27 protein-coding genes are annotated in these 23,165 nt (G+C 63.2%); 17 read left to right on the top strand and 10 right to left on the bottom strand.

Annotated features, from left to right (window positions below; all coding sequences use genetic code 11):
- Positions 1 to 82 precede the first annotated feature (82 nt).
- The 4 genes from KG722_RS02075 to KG722_RS02090 all read left to right on the top strand — a co-directional run bounded on the left by KG722_RS02075 (position 83) and on the right by KG722_RS02090 (position 4,986).
- Positions 83 to 853, top strand: a complete 771-nt coding sequence (locus tag KG722_RS02075) for a 16S rRNA (uracil(1498)-N(3))-methyltransferase (RefSeq protein ID WP_213269006.1) — start codon at positions 83 to 85, stop codon at positions 851 to 853.
- 97 nt (positions 854 to 950) lie between these two features.
- Positions 951 to 2,327: a glutamate--cysteine ligase gene (locus tag KG722_RS02080; protein WP_213269008.1), complete on the top strand. Its 1,377-nt coding sequence runs from the start codon at positions 951 to 953 to the stop codon at positions 2,325 to 2,327.
- Between the two features lie 38 nt (positions 2,328 to 2,365).
- Positions 2,366 to 3,040 carry an SOS response-associated peptidase gene (locus KG722_RS02085; RefSeq protein ID WP_213269010.1) on the top strand — a complete coding sequence of 225 codons (675 nt, stop codon included), beginning with the start codon at positions 2,366 to 2,368 and terminating at the stop codon, positions 3,038 to 3,040.
- 125 nt (positions 3,041 to 3,165) lie between these two features.
- The gene (locus KG722_RS02090; RefSeq protein WP_213269012.1) at positions 3,166 to 4,986 is read left to right on the top strand and encodes a peptide MFS transporter; all 1,821 of its coding nucleotides are present in this window, start codon (positions 3,166 to 3,168) and stop codon (positions 4,984 to 4,986) included.
- A 32-nt stretch (positions 4,987 to 5,018) separates the two neighbouring features.
- Here KG722_RS02090 and KG722_RS02095 read toward each other — a convergent pair whose 3' ends face one another.
- The 3 genes from KG722_RS02095 to KG722_RS02105 form a co-directional block, all read right to left on the bottom strand.
- Positions 5,019 to 6,263: a mechanosensitive ion channel family protein gene (locus KG722_RS02095; RefSeq protein ID WP_366909922.1), complete on the bottom strand. Its 1,245-nt coding sequence runs from the start codon at positions 6,261 to 6,263 to the stop codon at positions 5,019 to 5,021.
- Positions 6,264 to 6,384: 121 nt separating this feature from the next.
- The gene (locus tag KG722_RS02100; protein ID WP_213269014.1) at positions 6,385 to 6,921 is read right to left on the bottom strand and encodes an rRNA large subunit pseudouridine synthase E; all 537 of its coding nucleotides are present in this window, start codon (positions 6,919 to 6,921) and stop codon (positions 6,385 to 6,387) included.
- Between the two features lie 29 nt (positions 6,922 to 6,950).
- Entirely contained in the window at positions 6,951 to 8,357 is a 1,407-nt protein-coding gene (locus KG722_RS02105; RefSeq protein ID WP_213269016.1) for a hypothetical protein, read from the bottom strand.
- A gap of 244 nt (positions 8,358 to 8,601) precedes the next feature.
- On the opposite strand from KG722_RS02105, the gene panD reads away from it, so the two are divergent.
- On the top strand, positions 8,602 to 8,958 hold the full coding sequence (gene panD / locus KG722_RS02110) for an aspartate 1-decarboxylase (protein WP_213269018.1): 357 nt from the start codon (positions 8,602 to 8,604) through the stop codon (positions 8,956 to 8,958).
- A gap of 30 nt (positions 8,959 to 8,988) precedes the next feature.
- Here panD and KG722_RS02115 read toward each other — a convergent pair whose 3' ends face one another.
- Positions 8,989 to 9,369, bottom strand: coding sequence for a MerR family DNA-binding protein (locus tag KG722_RS02115; protein ID WP_213269020.1), 381 nt, complete (start codon positions 9,367 to 9,369; stop codon positions 8,989 to 8,991).
- Between the two features lie 84 nt (positions 9,370 to 9,453).
- On the opposite strand from KG722_RS02115, the gene KG722_RS02120 reads away from it, so the two are divergent.
- Positions 9,454 to 10,248 carry a MauE/DoxX family redox-associated membrane protein gene (locus tag KG722_RS02120; protein ID WP_213269021.1) on the top strand — a complete coding sequence of 265 codons (795 nt, stop codon included), beginning with the start codon at positions 9,454 to 9,456 and terminating at the stop codon, positions 10,246 to 10,248.
- 23 nt (positions 10,249 to 10,271) lie between these two features.
- On the opposite strand, the gene KG722_RS02125 is transcribed toward KG722_RS02120, so the two are convergent.
- The 3 genes from KG722_RS02125 to lgt all read right to left on the bottom strand — a co-directional run bounded on the left by KG722_RS02125 (position 10,272) and on the right by lgt (position 13,366).
- The gene (locus KG722_RS02125) at positions 10,272 to 11,297 is read right to left on the bottom strand and encodes an LLM class flavin-dependent oxidoreductase (RefSeq protein WP_213269022.1); all 1,026 of its coding nucleotides are present in this window, start codon (positions 11,295 to 11,297) and stop codon (positions 10,272 to 10,274) included.
- Positions 11,298 to 11,360: 63 nt separating this feature from the next.
- Entirely contained in the window at positions 11,361 to 12,407 is a 1,047-nt protein-coding gene (locus KG722_RS02130; protein ID WP_213269023.1) for an SAM-dependent methyltransferase, read from the bottom strand.
- Positions 12,404 to 13,366 (bottom strand): prolipoprotein diacylglyceryl transferase, encoded by a 963-nt coding sequence (lgt, locus tag KG722_RS02135; RefSeq protein ID WP_300998168.1) that lies wholly within the window; start codon positions 13,364 to 13,366, stop codon positions 12,404 to 12,406. Before lgt ends, KG722_RS02130 begins: the two co-directional genes overlap by 4 nt.
- 74 nt (positions 13,367 to 13,440) lie before the next feature.
- Here lgt and KG722_RS02140 point away from each other — a divergent pair, with 74 nt between their 5' ends.
- The 11 genes from KG722_RS02140 to phhA all read left to right on the top strand — a co-directional run bounded on the left by KG722_RS02140 (position 13,441) and on the right by phhA (position 20,743).
- On the top strand, positions 13,441 to 13,695 hold the full coding sequence (locus KG722_RS02140; protein WP_213269024.1) for an accessory factor UbiK family protein: 255 nt from the start codon (positions 13,441 to 13,443) through the stop codon (positions 13,693 to 13,695).
- A 111-nt stretch (positions 13,696 to 13,806) separates the two neighbouring features.
- Complete coding sequence (locus KG722_RS02145; RefSeq protein WP_213269025.1) at positions 13,807 to 14,310, top strand: YbjN domain-containing protein; 504 nt, start codon at positions 13,807 to 13,809, stop codon at positions 14,308 to 14,310.
- A 10-nt stretch (positions 14,311 to 14,320) separates the two neighbouring features.
- The gene (gene proC / locus KG722_RS02150; RefSeq protein WP_213269026.1) at positions 14,321 to 15,127 is read left to right on the top strand and encodes a pyrroline-5-carboxylate reductase; all 807 of its coding nucleotides are present in this window, start codon (positions 14,321 to 14,323) and stop codon (positions 15,125 to 15,127) included.
- A gap of 21 nt (positions 15,128 to 15,148) precedes the next feature.
- The gene (locus KG722_RS02155) at positions 15,149 to 15,775 is read left to right on the top strand and encodes a hypothetical protein (RefSeq protein ID WP_213269027.1); all 627 of its coding nucleotides are present in this window, start codon (positions 15,149 to 15,151) and stop codon (positions 15,773 to 15,775) included.
- On the top strand, positions 15,772 to 16,863 hold the full coding sequence (locus tag KG722_RS02160; RefSeq protein ID WP_213269029.1) for a phosphotransferase: 1,092 nt from the start codon (positions 15,772 to 15,774) through the stop codon (positions 16,861 to 16,863). Before KG722_RS02155 ends, KG722_RS02160 begins: the two co-directional genes overlap by 4 nt.
- Positions 16,864 to 17,145: 282 nt before the next feature.
- Positions 17,146 to 17,418: a DUF1153 domain-containing protein gene (locus KG722_RS02165; RefSeq protein ID WP_213269031.1), complete on the top strand. Its 273-nt coding sequence runs from the start codon at positions 17,146 to 17,148 to the stop codon at positions 17,416 to 17,418.
- Positions 17,419 to 17,514: 96 nt separating this feature from the next.
- The gene (locus tag KG722_RS02170) at positions 17,515 to 18,183 is read left to right on the top strand and encodes a hypothetical protein (protein ID WP_213269033.1); all 669 of its coding nucleotides are present in this window, start codon (positions 17,515 to 17,517) and stop codon (positions 18,181 to 18,183) included.
- The gene (locus KG722_RS02175) at positions 18,180 to 19,136 is read left to right on the top strand and encodes a FliG C-terminal domain-containing protein (RefSeq protein ID WP_213269035.1); all 957 of its coding nucleotides are present in this window, start codon (positions 18,180 to 18,182) and stop codon (positions 19,134 to 19,136) included. The genes KG722_RS02170 and KG722_RS02175 overlap by 4 nt, the downstream gene beginning before the upstream one ends.
- Positions 19,133 to 19,546: a hypothetical protein gene (locus KG722_RS02180; protein ID WP_213269037.1), complete on the top strand. Its 414-nt coding sequence runs from the start codon at positions 19,133 to 19,135 to the stop codon at positions 19,544 to 19,546. Before KG722_RS02175 ends, KG722_RS02180 begins: the two co-directional genes overlap by 4 nt.
- Complete coding sequence (gene fliN / locus KG722_RS02185) at positions 19,543 to 19,812, top strand: flagellar motor switch protein FliN (protein ID WP_213269039.1); 270 nt, start codon at positions 19,543 to 19,545, stop codon at positions 19,810 to 19,812. The genes KG722_RS02180 and fliN overlap by 4 nt, the downstream gene beginning before the upstream one ends.
- Positions 19,813 to 19,861: 49 nt before the next feature.
- Entirely contained in the window at positions 19,862 to 20,743 is an 882-nt protein-coding gene (gene phhA, locus KG722_RS02190) for a phenylalanine 4-monooxygenase (protein ID WP_213269041.1), read from the top strand.
- Here phhA and pth read toward each other — a convergent pair.
- The 3 genes from pth to KG722_RS02205 all read right to left on the bottom strand — a co-directional run bounded on the left by pth (position 20,740) and on the right by KG722_RS02205 (position 23,161).
- On the bottom strand, positions 20,740 to 21,366 hold the full coding sequence (pth, locus tag KG722_RS02195; protein WP_213269043.1) for an aminoacyl-tRNA hydrolase: 627 nt from the start codon (positions 21,364 to 21,366) through the stop codon (positions 20,740 to 20,742). The two genes, phhA and pth, sit on opposite strands and share 4 nt — an antisense overlap.
- 82 nt (positions 21,367 to 21,448) lie before the next feature.
- Positions 21,449 to 22,105, bottom strand: coding sequence for a 50S ribosomal protein L25/general stress protein Ctc (locus tag KG722_RS02200; RefSeq protein ID WP_213269045.1), 657 nt, complete (start codon positions 22,103 to 22,105; stop codon positions 21,449 to 21,451).
- 162 nt (positions 22,106 to 22,267) lie between these two features.
- Positions 22,268 to 23,161: a serine hydrolase gene (locus KG722_RS02205; protein ID WP_213269047.1), complete on the bottom strand. Its 894-nt coding sequence runs from the start codon at positions 23,159 to 23,161 to the stop codon at positions 22,268 to 22,270.
- Positions 23,162 to 23,165 lie beyond the last annotated feature (4 nt).

Here is a 23,165-nt window from a genome sequence, read left to right on the forward strand (position 1 = left end):
CGGGTTGTGATTTCAAAACCACAGGCAAGTTGCGCAAAGGCCACACCTTAACAGGCGCGCAGGCTCAGCTTATAGCGCGGGGATGGCTACGATCCCCCGCCTCTATATTGATGCGCCGCTGGCGGCATCTGGTCTGGTTGCACTGGATGACGAGCAATCGAACTATCTGCTGCGGGTGCTGCGGCTGGAGGATGGCGCCCCGGTGCGCGTGTTCAACGGGCGTGACGGGGAGTGGTCAGCTTCGGTCAAAAAGGCCTCTGCGAGGCGCGCGGAAGTGACACTGACGGGACAAACGCGTCCACAGACAGGACAAATCCGGCCACCTCTGACACTCCTGTTTGCCCCGGTGAAGAAGGACCAGACCGATCTCATCATCGAGAAGGCGACCGAGCTCGGCGCTGCCCGGATGGTGCCCGTGCTGACCGAGCGGACCCAGACGCGGACGGTCCGCACTGACCGGTTCCGCAAGATTGCGCTGGAGGCGGCCGAGCAGACAGAGCGGCTGGACCTGCCGGAGATCGCCGACGCGGCGGGCCTCGATGCGGCGCTGGACGCCCTGCCGGAAGGTATGGCGGTGATCTTCTGCGATGAGGCGGGCGAGGAGGCCGAGGCGCCCTGGGGCGGAGAGGCGGGCCGGGCGCGGCCGATGCTGGAGGTGCTGGCCGGGCTCAAGGGGCGCCCTGCTGCGATCCTGACCGGGCCGGAGGGCGGGTTTGCCCCGGCCGAGCGCGCATACCTGCGAGGGCGGGCGGAGACCTGGCCGGTGAGCCTTGGGCCGCGCATCCTGCGGGCGGAAACAGCGGCGATTTCGGCGATGACGCTGTGGCAGGCGGTGTGCGGGGATTGGAAATAATGACGCCTCCGTTCAAGATTTTGCATTCCCCCGTTGGCGTTGCCCCATTTCAGCCTTATGTCCCGCTCCGGACAAACTGTTTCAGGAGCGCGCCGCGATGACCACGCCAACGAGCGACATCGACGAAGCCTCGCCGCGAATTGCGGGCAAGCGCGAACTTGTCGAATATATGGAAGGGGGCTCCAAGCCCCGCAGCGACTGGGCCATCGGCACCGAACACGAGAAATTCGGCTTCATCTGGGATGGCCTCAAGCCGCTCCCTTATGAGGGGCCAGCCTCGATCCTGGCAATGCTGGAAGGCATGCGCGACCGGTTCGGCTGGGACCCGATCCTGGAGGGCGGATATCTGATCGGCCTTAAGAAGGACGGCGCCAGCGTCAGCCTTGAGCCCGGCGGGCAGTTCGAGCTTTCCGGCGCGCCGCTGAAATCCATCCACGAGACCTGTGTGGAAGTGGGCCGCCACCTGACCGAGGTGCGCGAGATTGCCCAGCCGCTCGGCATCGGCTTCATCGGACTGGGCGCGAGCCCTATCTGGAGCATGGCGGACACGCCCGTGATGCCCAAGGGCCGCTACAAGATCATGACCGCCTATATGGACAAGGTGGGGCGCCTTGGCCGGCAGATGATGTTCCGTACCTCCACCGTGCAGGCAAACCTCGATTTCGGCTCGGAAGCCGACATGGTTCAGAAGTTCCGCGTGTCGCTGGCGCTGCAGCCGCTCGGCACGGCGCTGTTTGCCAACTCGCCCTTCCTTGAGGGGCGCCCCAACGGGTTCCTCTCCTATCGCTCACATATCTGGACCGACCTCGACCCCGACCGGACGGGCATGCTGCCCTTCGTGTTCGAGGACGGGTTCGGCTTTGAGCGCTATGTGGATTATGCGCTGGATGTGCCGATGTATTTCGTGCGCCGGGGCGGGAAATATCTCGATGCCTCGGGCCTCAGCTTCCGGGATTTCATGGAGGGCAAGCTGGCGATCCTGCCGGGCGAGCGCCCCGCGATGGACGATTTTGTCGATCATCTCTCCACCATCTTCCCGGAAGTGCGCCTGAAGCGCTTCCTGGAGATGCGCGGCTCCGATTCCGGGCCGTGGGACCGGCTGTGTGCGTTCTCCGCCTTCTGGACGGGGATTTTCTATTCCCAGTCCTCGCTGGATGCGGCGTGGGACCTCGTCAAAGGCTGGAGCGCGCAGGAGCGCGAAGCGATGCGCCAGTCTGTGCGTACGCTGGGCCTGCGCACGCCGATCCCGGGCGGGCGGACGATGCAGGACCTTGCCAGGGAGGTGCTGTCGATCAGCCGGGCGGGCCTCAAGGGCCGAGTGATCTCGGCAGCCGGCGATGATGAGACAGGCTTCCTCAGCGGCCTCGACGAGATTGCCGCCTCGGGCATCACCCCGGCCGAGCGCCTGCTGCAACGCTATCACGGCCCCTGGAACCGCGACGTGCGCAAGGTGTTTGCCGAAGAGGCGTATTGAGGCTGGCGCGGCAAAGAGCGGCCCGCTAGCCTCCGGGCATGTGCGGACGGTTTTTCAGGGAAGGGGTGAGCTGGGCAGAGTATCATGCCTGGCTCAACATCATTGAAATTCATGGCGTGGAGCCACCCGAGGCGAACTGGAACATTGCGCCGACGACGATCCAGCCGGTCATCCGCCTCAATCACGACAGGTCTGCCCGCGAGATGGCGCCCATGCGGTGGGGGCTTATCCCAAGCTGGTGGAGCAAGCCCATCAGGGAGTGGCAGGCGGCCAGCATCAATGCGCGGGCCGAGGAGGTTGCGCAGAAGCCGACCTTCCGGGGCGCTTACCGCCACAAACGGTGCCTTGTGCCGGTGTCGGGCTATTACGAATGGTCGGTGCAGGGGAAGACCAAGACCCCATTTGCCTTCCGTCTGCATAACCGGCGGCTGTTCTGCCTGGCGGGCCTCTGGGACGCGGCGCTGATTGATGGCTCGGAGATCCAGAGCTTCACGATCCTGACCACGAAACCAAACGACTTTACCGCGGGCATTCATGACCGGATGCCGGTGATCCTGCGGCCGGAGGATTATGACCGGTGGCTGGACCCGGCTTCGGGCGACCCGTCGGACCTGTTCGAGCCGTTTCCGAATGAGGACATGGATGCCTGGCCGATCGGCCCGGCAGTCGGCAAGGTGAGCAATAACTATCCCGGATTGCTGGACGACGTGTGAGGCATTGCCTCCCTCAAAAGCCTGAACGGCAGAAACGGCCTTGAGCCCCACCCCGCGGCATGGTCAAAAGTCACAAGGACAGGGCGCGCCTGCCGGGCGCGTGGGCAGATCAGGGGTTCGAAATCATGATGAGCGTATTTTTTCCGCTGCTGCTCGTGGCAGCGCCGATCGCCCTTGCCCTCTGGCAGATGCGGGGCCAGCCAAAAGGGCTTTTTGTCCTGTTCTTTGCCGAGATGTGGGAGCGCTTCTCCTATTACGGGATGCGGGCGCTTCTGATCTTTTACCTGACCTGGCATTTCCTCTTCGACAGCGATTTTTCACTGACCCTCTACGGCGCCTATGTTGCGCTGGTGTATCTTGGCCCGCTGCTCGGCGGCTGGGTCGCAGACAAGTATATCGGCTTCCGCAAGGCGGTGACATTTGGCGCTGTGCTGCTGGTTGCCGGTCATGGCCTGATGGGGTTCCACGGACCCCCGGCCACTGAGACCCTGGTCACGGGCGACACGACTTATGAAATCAACCGTCCCGATTACAGCGAGGCGCGCGAGCGCAGTATCGTGATTGACGGGGAGGCGTATCAACTCCTCTCCTTCGTCCAGCCCGAGCGAGGCTCCTCCGCGCGCACCGTTACTTTTGAACGCGGTGGTGAAACCGTCTCCCTCTCGGGCACCCTCGAGCGAGAAGGCCAGGCGCTTTACGAATTCATCCTGTTTGCGGCGCTTGCTCTGATCGTGGCCGGGGTCGGCTTCCTGAAACCGAACATCTCGACCTGTGTCGGCGCGCTCTATGACAAGGGAGATCCCCGTCGGGACAGCGGGTTCACACTCTACTACATGGGTATCAATCTCGGTGCCTTCCTCGCGGGCATCTGGTGCGCCATTGCAGCGGCAAATTACGGCTGGACGGCTGGCTTCGGACTGGCCGCCCTCGGCATGCTCGCAGGGCTTGTTGTATTCGTCCTCGGTCAGGGATGGCTGGAAGGCCGGGCCGACCCGCCGGAGGGCATGGACCTGAAAACCCCTGTGTTCGCAGGTCTCAACCGCGAATGGCTCGTTTACATGGGCGGGTTGGGGTTTGTGGTGCTCTGCTTCGTGCTGTTGCAGTTTGCGGCCTTCACATCTGCCGCGATGTACCCGGTCTTCGCCGTCGCGACAGCCGGCATCCTGTTCTACATGTTCACCCGTCTCGATTCAGAAGCTCGCAGTCCGATGATCGGCTTACTGATCTTGTCAATTTCCTCTGTCCTGTTCTGGACACTGTTCGATCAGGGGCCGACTTCGCTTAACCTCTTTGCGGCATCCCACGTGACCAACAGCATCGGCGATTGGGAGTTTCCCGCCCCGGCGCTGCAGTCGGCCAATCCTTTCTTCATCATCTATTTCGCGCCGGTCATCGCGCTGCTCTGGACCTTTCTGGGCAGCCGACGCTGGGAACCCAATTCTTATGTCAAGTTCGGCCTAGCCATGCTGCAGATCGGAGCTGGCTTCTTTGTTCTCAATCTCGGTATCCAGTCTGCAACACCGGATGCAGACGGCATGCTGCGGATTTCGGTTGTCTTCATCCTCCTCATGTATCTTCTGCACACGACCGGTGAGGTTTTCCTCTCCCCGGTCGGCCTGTCGGCAGTGACAAAGATGTCGGCCCGGCAGATCGTCGGGTTCATGATGGGGTACTGGTTCCTTGCCGTGACGCTCGCCAATGTCATCGCAGCAGAAATCGCCAAGCGGACACAGGTCCCCGAAGGGGCGCCGGCAGAAGAAAGTCTGGCTGCCTACAACATCGTCTACCTTCAACTGGGCGGGTCGGCGGTCGTTTTAGGGATCATGCTTCTCTTGCTCAGCCCGCTCCTGGCCAAGCTGACCAATCATGTCGAAGGAGCCGGCGCGGCTGGTCCGGTGTCCGGAAAACCGGCGGCCGCCACAGGTCAGACAGAGCAGGCGCCCTGAAGTATCTGTCTGCATCGCCTTCCTATGGTCTCTTAATCTGAGGACGCCTCTTGGCTGGTGGAGCCTTGGGCGCCGGCCTTGCGGTTGTCCGGGGCGGGCAGGCGTTTGTCAGCAGACTTGTCTTCGGGCGGCGCCATGATCTCCGGCGGGTCGGACTGGTCCATGTAGATCGTCTGGCTCGGGAAGGCGAAGGCCGCGCCGTTGCGCTCGATGATGTCCATGACAGAGTAGGCAAACGCTTCCTTGATCTCGAGCCATTCTCCCCAGTTGGTTGTCTTGGTGAAGGTATAGATGAGGAAGTCGATGGAGCTTGCATTGAAGGCATCGACGCGCACGAACAGGGCGACTTCGGGGGGCTTGGCGATGCGCTCGTCGTTCATCAGCCAGTCTTCGATTTCCTGGCGGATGGATTTGAGCTGCTCCACCGTCGTGGAGTATTCCACGCCCACGGCCCATTTGATCCGGCGGTGGGTCATGCGGGAGAAGTTGGTGACAGCAGCGTCAGCGAGCTTTGAATTGGGAACAAAGACCGGCCCCTTGTCGAAGCGCCGGATAAGCGTGGAGCGGAAATTGATCCGCTCCACGGTGCCTTCGACCACGCCGTCCACGCGGATCCATTCGCCCGGTACGAAGCGTTTCTCGCCGATAATGAGCAGGCCGGAGATCAGGTTGCGGAAAAGATCCTGAGCGCCAAGGCCGATGGCGATTCCGAAAACGCCGAGGCCTGCCAGCAGCGGCGCCACGGCAATGCCCCATTGCTGGGCAACAGCGCCCAGGCCGAGCGCAACCAGCAGGAACTGAAGCGCCTTGATCATCCAGTCAACGGCCGGGGCCGACAGGGCGCGTCTGACACCGGTAAGCATGTATTCCAGTATCCGTGCCGCGCGGGACAAGGACCAGAAGATCGTCAGTGTAACGACCGACTGGATGATCCGGCCTGCATACAGCTCGACCATCGGATCAACATCCAGCACCTGGATCGAAGCGTATATGCCCGCGACAACGGGAATGATCTTCAGCGGTGTGGCGACGGCATTTACCAGCGCGTTATCAATTTGCGTGCTGGAGCCGGCTGCCCATCGCGTAGCCCAGACAACCAGCGTGCGGGCAAAGAGGCCCCGTAACAGGATGGCAAAACTCATGATCAGGAAAACGAGGATGATCTGGCCGAATGTCAGACCATACGCGCCTTCGTTCCAGATGCTGGCGAGATAGCTGGTCGCATCGCTCACCCATCCGGGCGCATTGCTCTGCCACCAGTTTTCAAGTTCGTTCACTACCGGCGCCGCCGCCATCATCCATCCCTTGTTGCCAATACAGTAAGCCTGGGTGGCACCTAGGCTTTGGGGGCGGTGATGTTAACCGCTACGGCTGTATTTTTTCAGGTTTTTTCGCGTATCACGCGCGCCGCCATGCGCCGGGGGCGAGCCCGTCCAGACCCCAGTCACCAATCTGCAGGCGGATCAGCCTCAGCGTGGGGTGGCCCACCGCAGCAGTCATGCGGCGCACCTGGCGGTTGCGGCCTTCGGAGATCGTCAGCGAGATCCAGCTGTCGGGAACAGATTTTCGAAACCGGATCGGCGGATCCCGCGGCCAGAGGTTTTGGGGCGTTTCCACAGCGCTGACGCGGGCAGCGCGCGTGCGGCCATCCTTGAGATCTACACCCCGGCACAGCGCTGCAAGCGCATCTTCCGACGGGATGCCTTCGACCTGTGCAAGATAGGTTTTGGGCGTGTTGTTCTTCGGGTCTGCGATGCGGGCCTGCTCCCGGCCGTCATCTGTCAGGATCAGCAGCCCCTCGCTGTCAAAGTCCAGCCGCCCTGCGGGATAGACGCCCGGCAGGTCGATGAACTCCTTCAGGGTGCGCTTGCCGCTGCCCTCATCGGTGAACTGGCTGAGCACGCCATAGGGCTTGTTGAACAGGATCAGGGTCATGGCGCCGCTATAGGCGCGACCGGGCCGGATCAGTCAACAATGCTGCGCCAGAGCCGCATGGCCTCGCAGCTTTCGGGCTCCTGCAGCACGGTGCGGGCTGCGGCAGTGAACTGGTCGGATTCCGAAGCAGCCCAGACCCCTGCTGCGGCGTCATAAGTCGTGAAACCGACCTCCGCGAGGCCCCTTGAAATACGGGTGCATATTGTGCGCGCAGTGTCCCTGTCCCCGGTCTGGTTGAGCAGGGTGATCCGGTCGCTCATGTCGAGCCGCGAGAAGACATAGTCATATACCCGCAGGTCCGTTCCGATCGGGAAAGCGAGGATGTCGGCAGAGCTGACGCCTTCAAAGTCCGGCGTACTGTTGCCATAGGTCCGGGCCGTCAGCACTGACGGGATGGGCTCATCCAGATAGATTGCCCATTTGCCGACCCCGGCCTTCCTGCGCGTATCCTTGATGTTGTTCGCCGGTGGCATCGAGGCGTTGATGATGAGTATCGGGTCAGCCGTCCAGGAGCGGATGGCGAAGGCGCCGGTAGACTGTTCGGTGATCGACTGGCCAAACAGCGCCGTCGACTGGCTGTTGAGAAAGCCGGACGCCTGCTGCATGGCCGGCGCATTGAAATAGGTAACCAGCGCCGAAGCAGGCGCGATCAGGTTGGCGGCCGTCTGCAGGGCGCTCATGACGTTGGCGCCGGCAGAACTCTGGCGCTCGTCGGAGAGCTGCATCCGGAAGCGGCCCTCTATGGTCGTGTTCGGACTGACCTTGAAATAGGGCGTCGCGTAGACCGCGATGCTTTCATTCGTCGTCCAGGCTTCGCCCTTGGCGTTATCGGACTGGAAAGTGGCGGAGAACAGCGCCTTGGTGGTCTTGATGTCGGGGTTTGAAATGTCGAATTCCGCAATCAGCGTCCGCGTCACGCTGCGCGAGCCTGATACCGTGCGCTGGAACCAGTTACGGCTTTCGCGGTCGTAATTGCGTGTGTCATCCTTGGATTTGCGCCCGCCTGCGGCCACACCCTCGATGTCGTAACTGTCGGGATCGAGGGTGACGATCTGGATGCGGGTGTAGCGGTCCTGCAATTGCGGGCCGTATCCGGCGATCAGCACGTCCTGCTCGATGGCCACATCGATATAGGGCAGGAAATCCTGCGCCGGGCTGATCGAGCGGTTGCGCAGGGCTTCGCGGACATCCGCCTGGCTTCCGGGGGATCCGGCACCCGTGGACGGAAGCGATTCAATGTATTCGTACCAGTCGGGCAATTCGCCGGAACTGCGGTCGGGCATGGGCGGAGGCGGCGGAGGCGGCGGGGGAGGCGGCGGCGCGGGCACCGGGTATGGCGCCGCCGGGGGCGCGGCATCCGGCGTGCTGGAGCAGGCCCCCAGCACCAGGAGCGATGCAAAGGCGATACGGCTGGTCAGATAAAGGCGTTCACGCATAGTCTTGTCCCCCAGACTGTTGTGCTCAGGCCACCACGGTTAACAGGTTGGCTGTTGATTGGCGAGCCTGGTGCCCGTGCGGTGAAAACGGGATAGGTATTGTTACCTGTGTTGCGCGCAGAGTTTACATACCGCGCCTTTACGGCCTTCATATTGCAGTGCAATAAGCCCTTGCTCCGCAGTGGAGCGACCCCATATACTCACCGTGAGCAAAAGAGCTCGCGGTGTTCTGGAGGCCAGGTCCTTGATCCTCAGCATGCTCAAAGCAAAGCTTCACGGCGCAACGGTCACCCAGTGTGACCTGCATTACGAAGGCTCTGTTTCCATCGACCAGGACCTGCTCGATGCCTCCGGCATCCTGCCACACGAGAAGGTGGATATCTGGAACGTGACCAATGGCGCGCGTATCCAGACCTATGCGCTTGAAGCCCCGCGCGGCTCTCGCACAATCGGCGTCAATGGCGCCGCGGCCCGTCACTTCGCTGTCGGCGACACGGTGATCATCGCAGCCTTCTGCGGCGTGGAAGCCGAAAAAGCCCGCCAGCATGCGCCCACGGTCGTGCTGCTCGGCGACGGCAACGAGATCAAGCGCGCTTCCTGATTGCGTTGCCATACCGGCCGGCTTTGTTCGTCAGATTTCAAACGCGTCCAGGATAGGGCAGGTGTTCGATTTGCCCGCGGCGCATTCTGTCGCAAGCCTTTGCAGGCTTTGCCGGGCCCGCTGAAGCTCGGCAATCTGTTCGTCGAGCTTGGCCATCCGCGTCTGCGCCATCTCCCGTGCGCGCTGATGATCATGGCCTGAATCGAGGGCGATCAGTTCCCGGATCTCTTCCAGCGTAAATCCGGCCTGCTGGGCCTTGCGGATGAAGCGGAGACGGCGAACATCTTCAGTGTCATACCGGCGGATACCGCCGTCCCGCGAAGGCGTGCCAAGCAGGTTCCTGCGCTGGTAAAAACGGACGGTCTCCACACCGACCCCGCCGGCCTGGGCAAGTTTTCCGATGGTCAGCATCTTTTCCCCTTGATTCCGTACTATGGTACAGAACCTATATGCAGGCCGACCTGCTCCGCGACAATTGAAAAAGGAGACGCAGAAATGTCGGAACTTTCTGAAAAATCAGGTGCCGCCAAAACGGCGCGCCTCTACCGGATGATCATGCCGGGGCATACCTGTCCTTATGGATTGAAGGCAAAAGACTTGCTGAAACGCTCGGGCTACGAAGCTGAGGATCATCCCCTCACCACCCGGGACGAGGTGGATGCCTTCAAGGCAAAACATGACGTTGCCACCACCCCGCAGATATTCATCGGCGGGGAGCGCATCGGCGGTCATGATGATCTCCGCCGGTTTCTCGGCAAGCGCGTGGCTGACCCAAAGGCGCCAAGTTACCGGCCGGTCTTCGCCCTGTTCAGCATGACCTTTCTGATGGCCCTCGCGGCAAGCTTTGCCGTCTACGGAACACCTCTGACCATTCGGGCCGCCGAATGGTTCATCGCCTTCAGCATGGCGGTGCTCGCCCTGCTCAAGCTGCAGAATGTCGAGAGCTTTGCCACGATGTTCCTGAACTACGACCTGCTGGCCAAGCGCTGGGTGCGGTATTCCTACATCTATCCCTTTGCCGAAGGGCTCGCCGGTATCCTGATGATTGCCGGCGCTCTCATATGGCTATCTGTGCCCGTCGCGCTGTTTATCGGGACGGTGGGTGCGGTCTCCGTCGTCAAGGCCGTCTATATCGACCGGCGGGACATCAAATGCGCCTGCGTCGGCGGGTCGAGCAATGTGCCGCTGGGCTTTGTCTCGCTGACCGAGAACCTGATGATGATCGCCATGGCGATATGGATGGCGCTTGGCGCGTTCGGACTGCTGCCTGGCTGGGCGCATCAGATGTAGGTCGCCAGGCACCGGGGCAATTTCTATGAAATAGCGCCGGCGTGAGCCTGTTGTGATGAGGGGGTTTTCTTCCCCATCACTTCGGCAATGATCTCGACCGAGCGGCGGCGCTTCTCGGGATCATACATGTCCGAGACGATCATCAATTCGTCAGCCTGCGTACGTGTCAGCAGGGCATCAATGCCCTTTCGGACGGTATCGCGGGCGCCGATGATGCTGAAGTTCAGCATGGCAGAAGCCTGGGCGCGCTCCTGCGGGGTCCAGTAGGTGTCGATGTCGTCAATCGGCGGCTGGGTCAGCTTGCGCTGGCCCCGCACGAGGTTGGCAAACGACATCTGCTGGGATGTGGCGAGATAGCGGGCTTCCTCGTCCGTTTCGGCCGCGATGATGTTCACACCGATCAGCGCATAGGGCCTGGCCATCTTCTCGTTCGGCCTGAAGCGCGAGCGATAGATGCTCAGCGCCTGGTCGAGTGACTGCGGGGCAAAGTGGGAGGCAAAGCCGTAAGGCAGGCCAAGCTCGGCCGCGAGCTGGGCGCCGAAGAGGCTGGAGCCAAGGATCCAGAGCGGGATGTTGGAATTTGATCCGGGTACGGCTTCAATCCGCTGGCCGGGCTGGACGGGCCCAAGGAACATCTGCAGCTCGATCACGTCCTGGGGGAAGCGTTCGGCCTCTTCCGGATGAACACGCAGGGCGCGCAAGGTAAGCTGGTCTGTGCCCGGCGCGCGGCCGAGGCCGAGATCAATGCGGCCGGGATAGAGCGCGTCGAGCGTGCCGAACTGTTCGGCGATGATATAGGGCGCATGATTGGGCAGCATGATGCCGCCGGCGCCGACACGGATGGTCCTGGTTCCAGCTGCGATATGGCTGATGACGAGGGACGTCGCCGCCGTGGTGACGGTGGGCATATTGTGGTGCTCGGCTACCCAGAAGCGCTTGTAGCCGAGGTTTTCGGCATGCTGGGCGAGGCGCCGGGCGTCGTTGAGGGCGTCGGCGCGGGTGAAGCCTTCGCGGACACGGCCAAGTTCCAGGATCGAGAGTTCAGCCAAGAAGAGGCTCCTTCATCGTTGCCCGGTCTAGATAGGCATTCCGGGCCGGATACCAATGGGGCTTCAGAACCCGGCCGGCTTCGGCAATCCCGCAGACGACAGGCAAATCGCCTTGAACCGCTCTCCCATCTGTTGCGGGTCAATCAGGCGCTGGGCGGCATTGTAGATCGCCTCGGCCTGGTCGGGATTGGCCTGGATCAGCTGGTTGAGACGGGCCTGCGCGCCAAGGCCGAGCAGGAACATGCCCTGCGGCGTGGGCCCGGCGACATTGAGGCCGACACTGGCAGCCAGACGCGCGAAGCGGCCAAAGTCCACGTCGACGGTCAGATCGCTCGCGCCCGGGCTTTCCAGCGGCGAAACCTGCCGGCCTTCGCGATAGGCGCGCAGCGTGTCCCCCGGCGCGCGGTCCACCGGGCCATAATCGATAAACAGGGCGCAGAAGGGGTCTGCGCGGGAAACAAGGTCTGCGGTGATCAGGTCGAGCCCGGACTGGACTTCGACGACATCGCCGGTCAGCGCGGTGCCCATCGGCGGGCGCGGCTCATCGGCGGCAAGGCCCATGATGAGCTTGCGCTCGGAAGACAGCCCGATGACGCATTCGCGCCATTGCGCGCCATCGCGGCGGAACTGGCGAGCGGGCAGGCAGTCCAGGTACTCGTTCGCCACCAGGATCATCGGCCCGGCGGGCACCTGCGAAAGCTGGGCGGCGAAGGACGGCGCATAGCGTTTCAGCCGCTCGGTCTGCAACAGGCGCAAGGCCGGGCTCGGCTCGATCAGGGTGAGCTGCAGCGCGCTGAGGAAAGCCTCCCCACCGGCGATGGCAGCGATCTTGAGCGCGTCATGCATCAGCAGGGCGCGGCCAGGGCCGATCTCGACCAGATTGAACGGGGCAGGTTCGCCCATCGCGCGCCATTCATGGACGATCCAGAGACCGACAAGTTCGCCGAATATCTGGCTGGTTTCCGGCGCGGTCGTGAAATCCCGGCCAAGGCCGGGGCGGGCCGCGTAGTATCCCTCCCTGGGGTCATGCAGGGCAATCTGCATGTAAACCGAAAGGGGGATGGGCCCATCCGTTTGGATGAGACGGATCAGCCTTTCTTCCAGCGTCATGCTTGGGGCGCGCCCACCGGCGGCTTGCGCAAAGCGTTCCAGACGAGCCAGGCCCCGCCGAGCCACATCGGCACCGACAGGATCATGCCCATGGTCAACCATTCGGGCAGGCCGCTGACGAAGGCGTCAGGTTCGCGGAAATTCTCGGCAATCGAGCGGCCGATGCCATAGAACAGGAGAAACAGTCCCGCCACGAGGCCGGGACGCTTCAGGGCGCCGAACTTCCAGATCAGGATTGACAGCACCAGGAGCGGCAGCCAGCCCTCCAGCACAGACTCGTAAAGCTGGCTGGGATGGCGGGCGAGTTCGTCGCCGCGATAAACCCAGTCGCCGGTCTCCCAGTTATAGGCGGGCGGCGTGGAGCCGGGCACGAAGCCTTCAGGGAAAACCATACCGACAGAGGCGTCGGTCGGGCGGCCGTAGAGTTCGGCGTTCGTGAAATTGGCGATGCGGACAAGGCCGATGCCGATGGGCGCCGTGACGCCGGCAATATCCCCCACTGAGAACAGGTTGACGCCGCGTTTGGCCGCAAACCACCACAGCACGACCGCCACACCGAGAATGCCGCCATGGAAGGCCATGCCCCCGTCCCAGATTCGCAGGATCGCGAGCGGGTCGGCTGCCAGCACGTCCATCTGGTAGGGCACCATATAGAACAGCACATAGCCAAAACGCCCGCCCAGGATGATACCGATGATGATCCAGAACATCAGGTCATCGAGGCCGTCCTTGGTCAGTGGCGCAGTCCCGCCGAAGAGGTCGGGCCGCTTGAGCAGCTGCATGCCATACCACCAGGCCAGTCCGATCCCGGCGATGTAACCGAGCGCGTACCAGCGCAGATGGAAGGTGCCAAGGCCGATGAAGCTTAAATCGAGCGAGAAGAGCGCCGGGCTCCATTCGGGGAACTTCAGGGCGGCTTCCCCCATGAAAATCGTCAGTGCGGCGAGCAGTTCGGTCATGCGGCGTCTTTTCCCTGTCTGGCCGGCATCCTATCTGTTAGGTCACCAGCTTACCCGGGCGAAGGAGTAGCCGCATGGCCAGCACAAATCCACTGCTTGATGACATCGCAGGCCTGATGACCGGCGCCCTCGGCGCCGCCCGAGCGGCGGGCGAAGAAGCCAAGACCGCGGCGCAGGCCCGTGTGCGGGCCCTGATCGCTGATATGGACCTTGCCGGGCGCGATGAAGTCGAAGCCCTGAAGGCGATTGCCACGGCGGCGCTCGACCGGGTCGATGCCCTTGAGGCGCGGATTGAGGCCCTTGAGGCCGGAAAATCCACCGAAAGCTGAGCGTTAACTGCTTATGAACTTTGACATAGCCGGTGCCTCCGGCGTTGAGTGGTGTTGGATTTGGGGAGCGAATCCGGCACCGTATGCCAATCTCAACGCGGAGGCCCGCCCATGAGCCTTGAACTTAGCCGCAGCGACCTGCTGGCAATTGACCCTCTCGATGTCGTGGAAGACGTGCTCGAAGCCGCTGGCTGGCCAGCCGAACGTGACGAAGAAGGCACCCTCCAGGTGGTCGCAGAGACACGCTGGGGCGATATGGGCGCGCTGTTTGCCCACCGGCCCGAACCCGCCGCCGTACATTTCTCCATGACGCTCGACGTGAAACCGCAGGACGGTAAACGCGCCGCGATCAATGAGCTGGTGATCCTCGCCAATGAGCGCCTCTGGATCGGGCATTTCGATTTCTGGGCGGATGATGGCGTGATCGTGTTCCGCTACACTTTCCCGATGGAAGGCCGTGAGGAGCTCTCGGAAGGCGAAGTGCGCGCTGTTCTGGCCGCCTCCATCAGCGCGGCTGACCGGTTCATTCCGGCATTCAATTTCCTCGTCTGGGCTGGCAAGTCTCCGCGCGAGGCAATCGATGCGGTAATGTTTGAAACCCACGGCGAAGCCTGAGCTGAGCCAGATGAAGCCTGCCGCGTCCCTGACCCTTGTTGGCGCAGGCCGCATGGGCTCGGCGCTGCTCGACGGTTGGCTGAAAGGCCCGGCCCGCGACATTTCCGTGATCGAGCCTTCGCCCCAGGCCGGGATCAAGGCCCTGGCAGACGCAGGCCGCATCCACCTCAATCCCGCCCCGTCCGAAAGCGCCATCATCGTGCTGGCGGTAAAGCCCCAGCAATTTGCGGCCGTGTCGGAACAGGCCAGGGCGTTTGTCGGTCCAAAATCTGTCGCCATCTCGATCATGGCGGGCGTGCGCCTCGCGCAGCTTGCCCGGCGCCTCGGTACAGACCGGGTCATCCGCGCCATGCCCAATACGCCCGGAGCCATCGGGCAGGGCGTCACGGCATTCACAGCGCCCCCGGGCGCGAAGCCCGCCGATCTTTCTGCCGCACGCGAGCTCCTCGCTCCACTGGGCGATGTGCACGGCCCGGTGGACGAAGGCCTGATGCCGGCCGTTACGGCGCTGTCGGGTTCCGGCCCGGCCTATATTTTCCTGCTGGCCGAAGTCATGGCCGAAGCCGGCATCGCGCAGGGCCTTCCCAGGGATCTCGCGCTCAGCCTCGCGCGGCGCACGGTAGAGGGCGCCGCTGCCCTCATGGCGCAGAGCGGCGATAGCCCCGAAGCGCTCCGCAAAGCAGTGACCTCACCCCGCGGAACCACGCAGGCGGCTCTTGACATCCTCATGGACACAGGTGGGATGCCCGCCTTGTTCAGGAACGCCCTCAGCGCCGCCGCCGCTCGCGACCGGCAGCTGTCCCAGGAGGCGGACTGACCTCAGCCGGAGGGAGTTCAGGTGGCCACCACCGACACAGTCATTGAGAAGGGATTGCTCGCAGCCCTCGACCTCGCGGCTGAAAAACCGTGGTCCGAGATCACGCTGGCAGAGATCGCCGGCCGCGCAGGGCTGACCCTCCAGGATTTTCACCGGGTTGGCGCCCGCGAGGATATCGTCGAAGCGCTCGACGGCTATTTCGATCGCGCCATGTCGGCCGAGGGCGTTCCAGAGGAATCCTCGGCGCGTGAGCGCCTGTTTGACGTGATCATGAAACGGTTTGAGGCGATGGAGCCTTACCGCGCCGGTATCCGTGAGCTGATGAAATTCCGCGAGACATCGCTGACCCATGTCGTGCGCCTGCCGGCTCATCGCCACGCAACAGCCGCCTGGGCGCTCGCCAGCGCCGGCATAGATGATGATACCGGCGCCCCCGCGAGCCTGAAGCGGATCGCGATTGCCTTCGTGATTGCCGAAACAGAACGCGCCTGGCGCAGGGAAAAGAGCGCTGATTTTGCCCTCACCATGGCCTCGCTCGACAAGGGCCTGCGCCGCGCCGAGGACCGCCTCGGCCAGCTGCGCCGCTTCACCGGGCGCAAACCCAGCACAACCGACACAACAGATAATCCTGACAAGGGGGAAGCATGAGCCGTCCGGGCCTAGATACAAATCCGCTGGAGCTTGGGCCGGACTGGTTCAACACATTGTTCGCGGAGATCGGCATTGATGCCGAGGTGAAATCCCTGACGTCCAAGTCGATCGGTACAGGCCAGATCGGCGAAAATGTGCGTTTCGTCTTCGAATATGCCAAAGCAGGCCCGGGAGCGCCAAAGACGCTTGTCGGGAAATTCCCGTCCAGCAACGAAACCAGCCTGATGGCTGCCAAGATGCTGAACCATTACAAGCGCGAAGTGCATTTCTACCGCACCTTTCCGAAGGTGGCCGGCCGTATCACGCCAAACGCGCTGTATACGGATTATGACGAGGCGACCAACCGCTTCGCCCTCATCATGGAAGACATGGCGCCGTCCGAACAGGGCGACCAGCTGAAAGGCTGTAACCTGGTGGAAGCCAGGCTCGCCCTGTCTGCTGCGGCCGTGCTGCATGCCGCGCACTGGGAAGATCCTTCGCTCGACGATTATGACTGGCTGCAGGGCTCCGCCAAGGCGCCTCCGCCGGGGCTCGGGCCCGAACAGGTCGCCGGTCTCTGGGGCGCGTTCAAGGAACGCTACGCTGCCCATCTCACGCCGGATCAGATCGAAGTGGGCGATGCCTACGCGGCCAGTCTGCCCAAATGGGGCGACAGCTATGCCGGCCCGTTTGCATTGACCCACTCGGACTTCCGCCTCGACAACATGCTGTTTGGCCCTCCCGGCGCGAACAAGCCGCTCGCCGTGGTCGACTGGCAGACAGTTGGCAAGGGCGCCCCCGCCAATGACATTGCCTATTTCATCGGCGCAGGTCTCACCCGCGAAGACCGCCCCAGGCATGAGCAGGCGCTGCTGCGCTACTATCACGACTGCCTGAAGGCTGAAGGCATCACCAGCTACAGCTTTGAAGACCTCTACCAGCATTACCGCTGGTTCTCCTTCTATGGCATCTCGGTGGCCTTCGCCGCCGCGATGATCGTCAAGCAGACCGAGCGGGGCGACGAAATGTTCCTCACCATGCTGCGGCGCCACTGCGCCCAGGTGCGCGACAACAATTCGCTCGAACTGCTGAAAACCCTCGCCTGAAACCTGGGCCTGACGGCAAAGCGTTCATTTCGAGGTTCCCCTTGTTAAGACCGCCCTCCAGAAGGGCGGTCTTTCTGTCTGTCCTGTCATCATCAAGGCGGTAAAAAGGCTGCAAAAGCCCCTTCGTCCCGCGCTGGAACAGCTTTGCAAACACTGTCCTAACGCAGCCTGCCAAACTGTCTTTTGAGGTTAGGGCCGGGCTTAAACTCACCTGTGTAAGGTCGATCCTACAGACCCCGGAGAAGCCGGGTGTCGTGCCATTGCCAGGAACAGGTTACGCACATGGAAACGCAGAACGCTCGCCCCATCAGCGTCAAGGGGCCGGACGGCCAGAAGATGACTCTGGCTGATCTGCCTTCGCCGAACATTTCCCGCTGGGTGACCCGCCGCAAGGCAGAGGTCGTGGCTGCCGTTACGGGCGGTCTGCTCACACGGGAAGCTGCCTGCGAACGCTACAACCTCACGGCTGAGGAATATGAGGCGTGGGAACGCCTGTATGCCCGCCACGGGGCCAAGGGTCTCCGGACCACCCGCCTTCAGCAGTACCGGCGTTAATCAGGTATTAGCCACGTTAACCCGGCCTTAGTGCCGGGAATCTAGCCTCTCCGGATGTGTCGCGGCCCTCAAGTCAGCGGCCGTTCGGAGGGGTTGATGGCGTTCAGTCAGGCGACAGTTGGCGGGCAGACGGGCAAGGCCATCCGGCTTGCCGCGCTTGCAGCCCTGTTTCTGGCGCTTTCCCTGTGCGTCTGGCGCGCTTCCAGCCTGCTCACGAGCGCCGGACCCGAGCCCAAAAGCCCCGCAGAAGCCTCCCTGGCGCGCCTGATCGACCCCGTTGCCGGACCCGGAAATTCCCGAATATCCATCGCTTTCAACGCCGAAGGCGGACGCACCGTCTTCGTGCTTCTGGATATGCCTGCTGCGCCAGTCGCCGGCGATTTGCAGCGCATCCTGCCCGCAGCGGCCGGTCTAGATCCTGCGCGCGGCGACACGCTGCTCATCGAGCAGGCCGCCTTTGCCCGTGGCCTTCCCGGGCGCCCGGACACCGCCGCCTGGCTTGAACTTTGCGCCCTTGGGCTGATTTCCCTCATTTCTGCCGGCATCGCGCTGGCCACCCTGCGTTTGCCGGCCGCGCCCCCGCTGGCGGCCCATCGGCCTGAAACAGACCGGGCCATTCCCGAAGCACGCGGGGAAACCCTGCGGGCCTTGCGGCCGGTGGCCCCGCCGACGGCGACAGAGGCCGGCGACGTGGCCCAGCTTGATCCTGCCCGGGGCGCAGAAGTCCTGCGCAGCTGGATGCGCGGCCGTGAGGAGGTCTCGTGACGCTCCCTGCCACGCTTTCCCGCCCCCCTGACAGCGGAACGCTGCGCGCAGCCCGGCTGATGCGTGCGCTCGGCCCGGACGCTGCCGGCATCTGGGCCGAGCTCTCGCCGGCTGAAACCCGAGAACTGACGGCCGCCATGGATTTCCTGGCCGATGATCCCGTCGCCGAGGCAGACGCCGCGCGCCTCTTTGCTGAAGCTGCCCGGCGGTTTGGTCAGGCCGGCCAGTTTCCCGCGAGCAGCCAGCACCGGCACAAGGATATCTGGTCCGCGCTCTCGGCCCTGCCGGTGGAAACCCTCGCCGCGCTGGTGTGCCCGGAGCGGGCCTCGAACGTTGCCCTCATTCTCTCGCGCCTCTCCAGCGAGACCTCCGCGCGGGTTCTGCGGGCGCTGCCGCCGTCACTGGCGGTCGAGGCCATGCAGCGCCTCCTGCATCTGGGCACGCCCAGCGCGTCAGCGCTGCAAAGTCTTGAAGACTATCTCACCCGCCGCCTGCCTGCGCTGGCCTGTGAAGGCGCCCGTGGCGGGCATGAGCGCGTCGCGCGCATCTTCGACCAGATGGATACCCGCGCCGAGACAGTCTTCCTGGCCGCGCTGGAAAGCGCCGAGCCGGGCGCCGGCAAGAAAGTGCGTGCCCTGATGTTTACCTTCGATGACCTTGCGGGCCTGGACGCAGGCGGCATGCAGACGCTGCTTTCCAGTGCTGACCGCGGCGTCCTTGTCCTCGCCCTCAAAGGCGCGCGCGATATGACCGCCGCGGCCTTCTTCGCCAACATGACCCAGCGCGCAGGCGATCTGCTGCGCGAGGAAATCGCCGCCCTCGGCCCCCTGCGCCGCAGCGAAGTCGAGACCGCCCGCCAGGAGATCGTGAGCCTTGCACGCCAGCTGATCCAGCGCGGCGAGATACGGGGCAGCGCCGCAAAGGGCGCCATCGAGGACGAGTTGATCGAGTGATGCCGCAAACCGCCCGCACCCTCTCGGCATTTGATTTCCGGCCGGATTTTTCCGCCCCGCCTGCTGAAGCCGGCGAAGTGCGCCTGTCGGCTGAAGAGGTTGTGGCGCTGATCGCCAGGGTGCGCGCCGACACCCTGGCCGAAGTCTCCCGCCAGGAGGCGCAGGAAACGCTCGACCGGCTCGACCGCGTCACCGCAACGATGCGGGACGTGCTCTGCGATCTCCTGAAGCTGATGCAGCTGGTGGAGGCAGCCACGGATGCAGACGAGACGCGCAGCCACCTGCGCGCCACGGTGACCGGCCTTGCCCAGCGGCTGCTCGACGGGCAGGGCGACCTCTTTGGCCTCACAAGAGACCTCAGCGAAAAGCTGGACAATGCCCCCTCCGCCGGGCGAAGGATGGGGCAATGACCGAGCCGAAGAATCCCGCGCTTGAGAAGATGCTCCTGGATGTGCCCGTCCGTGTGGACGTCGTGCTGGGCGAAGCCCGCATTCCGATGGAGGAGCTGCTGGCGCTTTCGCCGGGCGAAATCGTCGCGCTGGAACGCCAGACCAATGAGCCTGTGGATATCTATGTCTCCGGCCGCCTCGTCGCGCGTGGCAAGCTGGTCGTGTCTGACGGGCAGTTGGGCGTCACCCTCTCGGAAATCATCGATTCCCGTCCGGAAGCGGCCTGAAATTAGTTACATCTGGAACTAATTTCGTTTCGGGCGTATAGTTGCGGCCATGGACACAGCCTTTGCAAAGAATCGCTATCACGGCGCCCCGCGCGCGGCCGATTTTACCATCGACCAGGCGTGGGAAACCTATTCGGCAGCCGAGCATGACCGCTGGGACCGCCTCTTCCGGCGCCAGAAAGAGATCACCAGGGGCCGCGCCTCACAGGCTGTTCTCGACGCCATGCACCAGCTTGAGCTCTCGCCGTCGGGCATTCCCCATATGGGCGCGCTGTCAGACAAGCTGGAACAGATCACCGGCTGGCGCGTCGTTCCGGTCGCAGAGCTTGTGCCAGATGAAGTCTTCTTCGATCACCTTGCCAACCGCCGCTTTCCGGCGGGCGCCTTCATCCGTCCGGAAGAAGAGTTCGACTATCTTCAGGAGCCGGACATTTTCCACGACATCTTCGGCCATGTGCCGATGCTGGCCAACCCGGTGTTCGCCGACTTCATGGAAGCCTATGGCAAGGGCGGCCAGCGCGCGATGCGCCTCGGCCAGCTGCACAATCTGGCACGGCTTTACTGGTACACGGTCGAGTTCGGCCTGATCCAGGAAGATGACGGTCTGCGCATCTATGGCGCGGGCATCCTCTCCAGCCCTCAGGAAACCGTGTTCGCACTGGAAGACGCCAGCCCCAACCGCGTCGGGTTTGATCTCAAACGCCTTATGCGGACGAAATACATCATCGATGATTTCCAGCAGACCTATTTCGTCATCCCGAGTTTCGAGGCGCTCCTGGAAACCTGCTACAGAGATTTCGGTGACGTTTACACCGAGGTAAAGGGCCTGCCCGACTTTGAAGCCAATGAACTGGCCCCCGGAGACGATGTCATCACGCGCGGCACGCTGGATTACTTCCGGGCAGGCGGGCGCAAGGCCGCCAAAGCCTAGTCCCCACCACCCTTCCGGGCGGTCTGTTTGGGATCATGCTTGGGCGCCGGCGCCAGACGCATCACTTCTGTCTGGAACCGCTCATCATCTCCCGCCAGCAGGAAGGGCAGGGCCTTGCAGATGGCGTCCGTCATGGGATCAAACCATTCCAGGTCCACCTTGTGGAAATCCGACAGCACATGCGGCATCACCATCGCCTTGTCGCCGGGATGGCCCACGCCGATCCGGATACGGCGGAAATTCTCGCCGATATGCGCCATCATCGAGCGCGCGCCATTGTTCCCCGAATGCCCGCCGCCGCGCTTTACCCGCAGGCGGCCCGGCGCCAGGTCGATCTCGTCATGGAACACGGTCACGTCTTCAGGCTGCAGCTTGTAGAAGGTCAACGCCTTCGAGATAGCCCGGCCGGTCTCGTTGTAGAAAGTCTGCGGCTTGATCAGCAACACACGCTGGCGGCCATTGGCGGTATCGACGCTGCCCTCTGAAATCTCGGCCTCGAACTTGGCGCGCCACGGCCCGAAGCCGAAGGCGTCATGGATACGGTCAACCACCATGAAACCGGCATTGTGCCGGTTCTTCGCGTATTTGGCGCCGGGATTTCCCTGGCCTGAGAGGATCAGCATGACGGTTTGCTCCTGACAGGGGCCGCCGAATCAAAGAGGCCGCCAGCTTGTGACTGGCGGCCCCCGAATTGTCCAGAAAGGATCAATCCTTCTTGGGCGCGGCCACCTTGGTGGCAGGCACTTCTGCAGCACCCGCTGCGTCCTCAGCCGCATCTTCTGCCTGGGCCTTGCCGCCGCGGCCAGCGATGGTCGCGATGGTGAAGTCGCGGTCGGTGATGGTCGGCTCAGCGCCTTCCGGCAGCTTGATGCTGGAGATTTTCACATTGTCGCCGACTTCCAGCTTGGAGATGTCAGCTTCGAGCGCTTCGGGGATCTTGCCAGCCGGAACGTTGAGTTCGACCGAGTGGCGGACCACGTTGAGCGTGCCGCCCTTCTTGAGGCCCGGCGAAACTTCCATGCCGGTGAAGTGAACGGGCACTTCGACCCTGATGATCTGGTCGAGTTTCACGCGGCGCAGGTCAACATGCATCGGCTGGTCAGAGACCGGGTGCATCTGGATGCCCTGTGGGATGACCAGCTGGCGCTCGCCCTTGTGGATGAGCGTCGCGGTGGAGTTCAGGAACTGTCCCGTCTCGATCGCCTTGATAACTTCGTTTTTCTTCAGGCTGATGGCCACCGGGTCGATGTCGCCGCCATAGAGAACGCCGGGCACGAAGCCCTGCTTGCGGGCTTCACGGGCGCCGCCGGTGCCGGTGCGTGCGCGCACTTCGACATTGAATACGATCTGAGTTTTGGACATTTTGTTTCCTTTCGCCCTGGACCGTGCCTTCCGTAAGGTAAGGTCGGAACCTGACACGCACGGCCTTGCGCCGCCGTTTCTGAAGGGCGGCCTATACGCGGGAAGCGCCGGATTGGCAAGTTATGCCCGCAGAGGCGCCTGAACGGCGCAAAATCAGGGCGTTCAGGCGCCCCGGAAACATTCCGCCACCTCGCCCATCCAGTTCTGAACGGCCTCCTTCTGCGCGTCGGGCGATTTGCCGTTGCGCACCAGGACCAGGTCCAGCTCCGGCACCAGAACGGTGTATTGCCCCTCATAGCCATTCGCCGAGAAGCTGCCCGGCCCCGCCATGCCAAGCCACCAATGCGCGCCATAGCCCAGCCGCTCGGTCGCAGGCACAGGCGTCGGCGTTCGCGCATAGTCCACCCAGCCTTCCGGCAGGATGCGCCGCCCGTCCCAGACGCCGTCGCGCAGGTAGAGAAGGCCGAAGCGGGCAAAATCCCGAGCGGTACAGTAGCAGAAGGACGAGCCGATGAAGGTGCCCGCCTTGTCAAACTTCGGCTGGGCCGAGCGCATGCCCAGAGGGTCAAACAGCTCCCGGACCATGAATGCCCCGAACGCCTCGCCCGACGCGCCAAGGCCAAGCGCCGCGGCCCTGGCGACGAGGTTGCTCGTCCCGCTCGAATATCTCCAGAAGCTGCCGGGCGGATGGATCAGCGGAGACTTTGCGGCATAGGCGGCGACATCTTCCTTGCCGGAGCCAAACAGCATCTCGATCACATCGGAGACGCCGGCATCAACATAGTCCTCGGCAAATTTCAGCCCGCTCGACATGCGCAGGAGCTGGTCCAGCGTGATCGCGCGACGCGGATCATCCAGGCTCTGCCATTCGGGCACGTCCGCCGGGGCGTAGATGTCGATCTTTCCCTCGCGCAGGAGGATGCCGATAAGGGCCTGGGTGATGCTTTTGGCCTGCGACCAGGAGTGATGTGTGCTTTCGCTGTCAAAGCCGGTCCAGTAGCGTTCCGCAACGATCCGCCCGCCCTGCACGGCGAGGAAGGCGTGGGTCTCTCCCATGATT

Origin of the sequence: Hyphomonas sp., from assembly GCF_018402285.1 — a bacterium.
Classification (GTDB): domain Bacteria; phylum Pseudomonadota; class Alphaproteobacteria; order Caulobacterales; family Hyphomonadaceae; genus Hyphomonas.

Bases quoted from the DNA above. Each gene is read 5' to 3' on its own strand.
- KG722_RS02075 (WP_213269006.1), top strand. From the start codon at position 83: ATGGCTACGATCCCCCGCCTCTATATTGATGCGCCGCTGGCGGCATCT.
- KG722_RS02080 (WP_213269008.1), top strand. From the start codon at position 951: ATGACCACGCCAACGAGCGACATCGACGAAGCCTCGCCGCGAATTGCG.
- KG722_RS02085 (WP_213269010.1), top strand. From the start codon at position 2,366: ATGTGCGGACGGTTTTTCAGGGAAGGGGTGAGCTGGGCAGAGTATCAT.
- KG722_RS02090 (WP_213269012.1), top strand. From the start codon at position 3,166: ATGATGAGCGTATTTTTTCCGCTGCTGCTCGTGGCAGCGCCGATCGCC.
- KG722_RS02100 (WP_213269014.1), bottom strand. From the start codon at position 6,921: ATGACCCTGATCCTGTTCAACAAGCCCTATGGCGTGCTCAGCCAGTTC.
- KG722_RS02105 (WP_213269016.1), bottom strand. From the start codon at position 8,357: ATGCGTGAACGCCTTTATCTGACCAGCCGTATCGCCTTTGCATCGCTC.
- KG722_RS02115 (WP_213269020.1), bottom strand. From the start codon at position 9,369: ATGCTGACCATCGGAAAACTTGCCCAGGCCGGCGGGGTCGGTGTGGAG.
- KG722_RS02120 (WP_213269021.1), top strand. From the start codon at position 9,454: ATGTCGGAACTTTCTGAAAAATCAGGTGCCGCCAAAACGGCGCGCCTC.
- KG722_RS02130 (WP_213269023.1), bottom strand. From the start codon at position 12,407: ATGACGCTGGAAGAAAGGCTGATCCGTCTCATCCAAACGGATGGGCCC.
- lgt (WP_300998168.1), bottom strand. From the start codon at position 13,366: ATGACCGAACTGCTCGCCGCACTGACGATTTTCATGGGGGAAGCCGCC.
- KG722_RS02140 (WP_213269024.1), top strand. From the start codon at position 13,441: ATGGCCAGCACAAATCCACTGCTTGATGACATCGCAGGCCTGATGACC.
- KG722_RS02145 (WP_213269025.1), top strand. From the start codon at position 13,807: ATGAGCCTTGAACTTAGCCGCAGCGACCTGCTGGCAATTGACCCTCTC.
- proC (WP_213269026.1), top strand. From the start codon at position 14,321: ATGAAGCCTGCCGCGTCCCTGACCCTTGTTGGCGCAGGCCGCATGGGC.
- KG722_RS02160 (WP_213269029.1), top strand. From the start codon at position 15,772: ATGAGCCGTCCGGGCCTAGATACAAATCCGCTGGAGCTTGGGCCGGAC.
- KG722_RS02165 (WP_213269031.1), top strand. From the start codon at position 17,146: ATGGAAACGCAGAACGCTCGCCCCATCAGCGTCAAGGGGCCGGACGGC.
- KG722_RS02170 (WP_213269033.1), top strand. From the start codon at position 17,515: ATGGCGTTCAGTCAGGCGACAGTTGGCGGGCAGACGGGCAAGGCCATC.
- fliN (WP_213269039.1), top strand. From the start codon at position 19,543: ATGACCGAGCCGAAGAATCCCGCGCTTGAGAAGATGCTCCTGGATGTG.
- phhA (WP_213269041.1), top strand. From the start codon at position 19,862: ATGGACACAGCCTTTGCAAAGAATCGCTATCACGGCGCCCCGCGCGCG.
- pth (WP_213269043.1), bottom strand. From the start codon at position 21,366: ATGCTGATCCTCTCAGGCCAGGGAAATCCCGGCGCCAAATACGCGAAG.
- KG722_RS02200 (WP_213269045.1), bottom strand. From the start codon at position 22,105: ATGTCCAAAACTCAGATCGTATTCAATGTCGAAGTGCGCGCACGCACC.
- KG722_RS02205 (WP_213269047.1), bottom strand. From the start codon at position 23,161: ATGGGAGAGACCCACGCCTTCCTCGCCGTGCAGGGCGGGCGGATCGTT.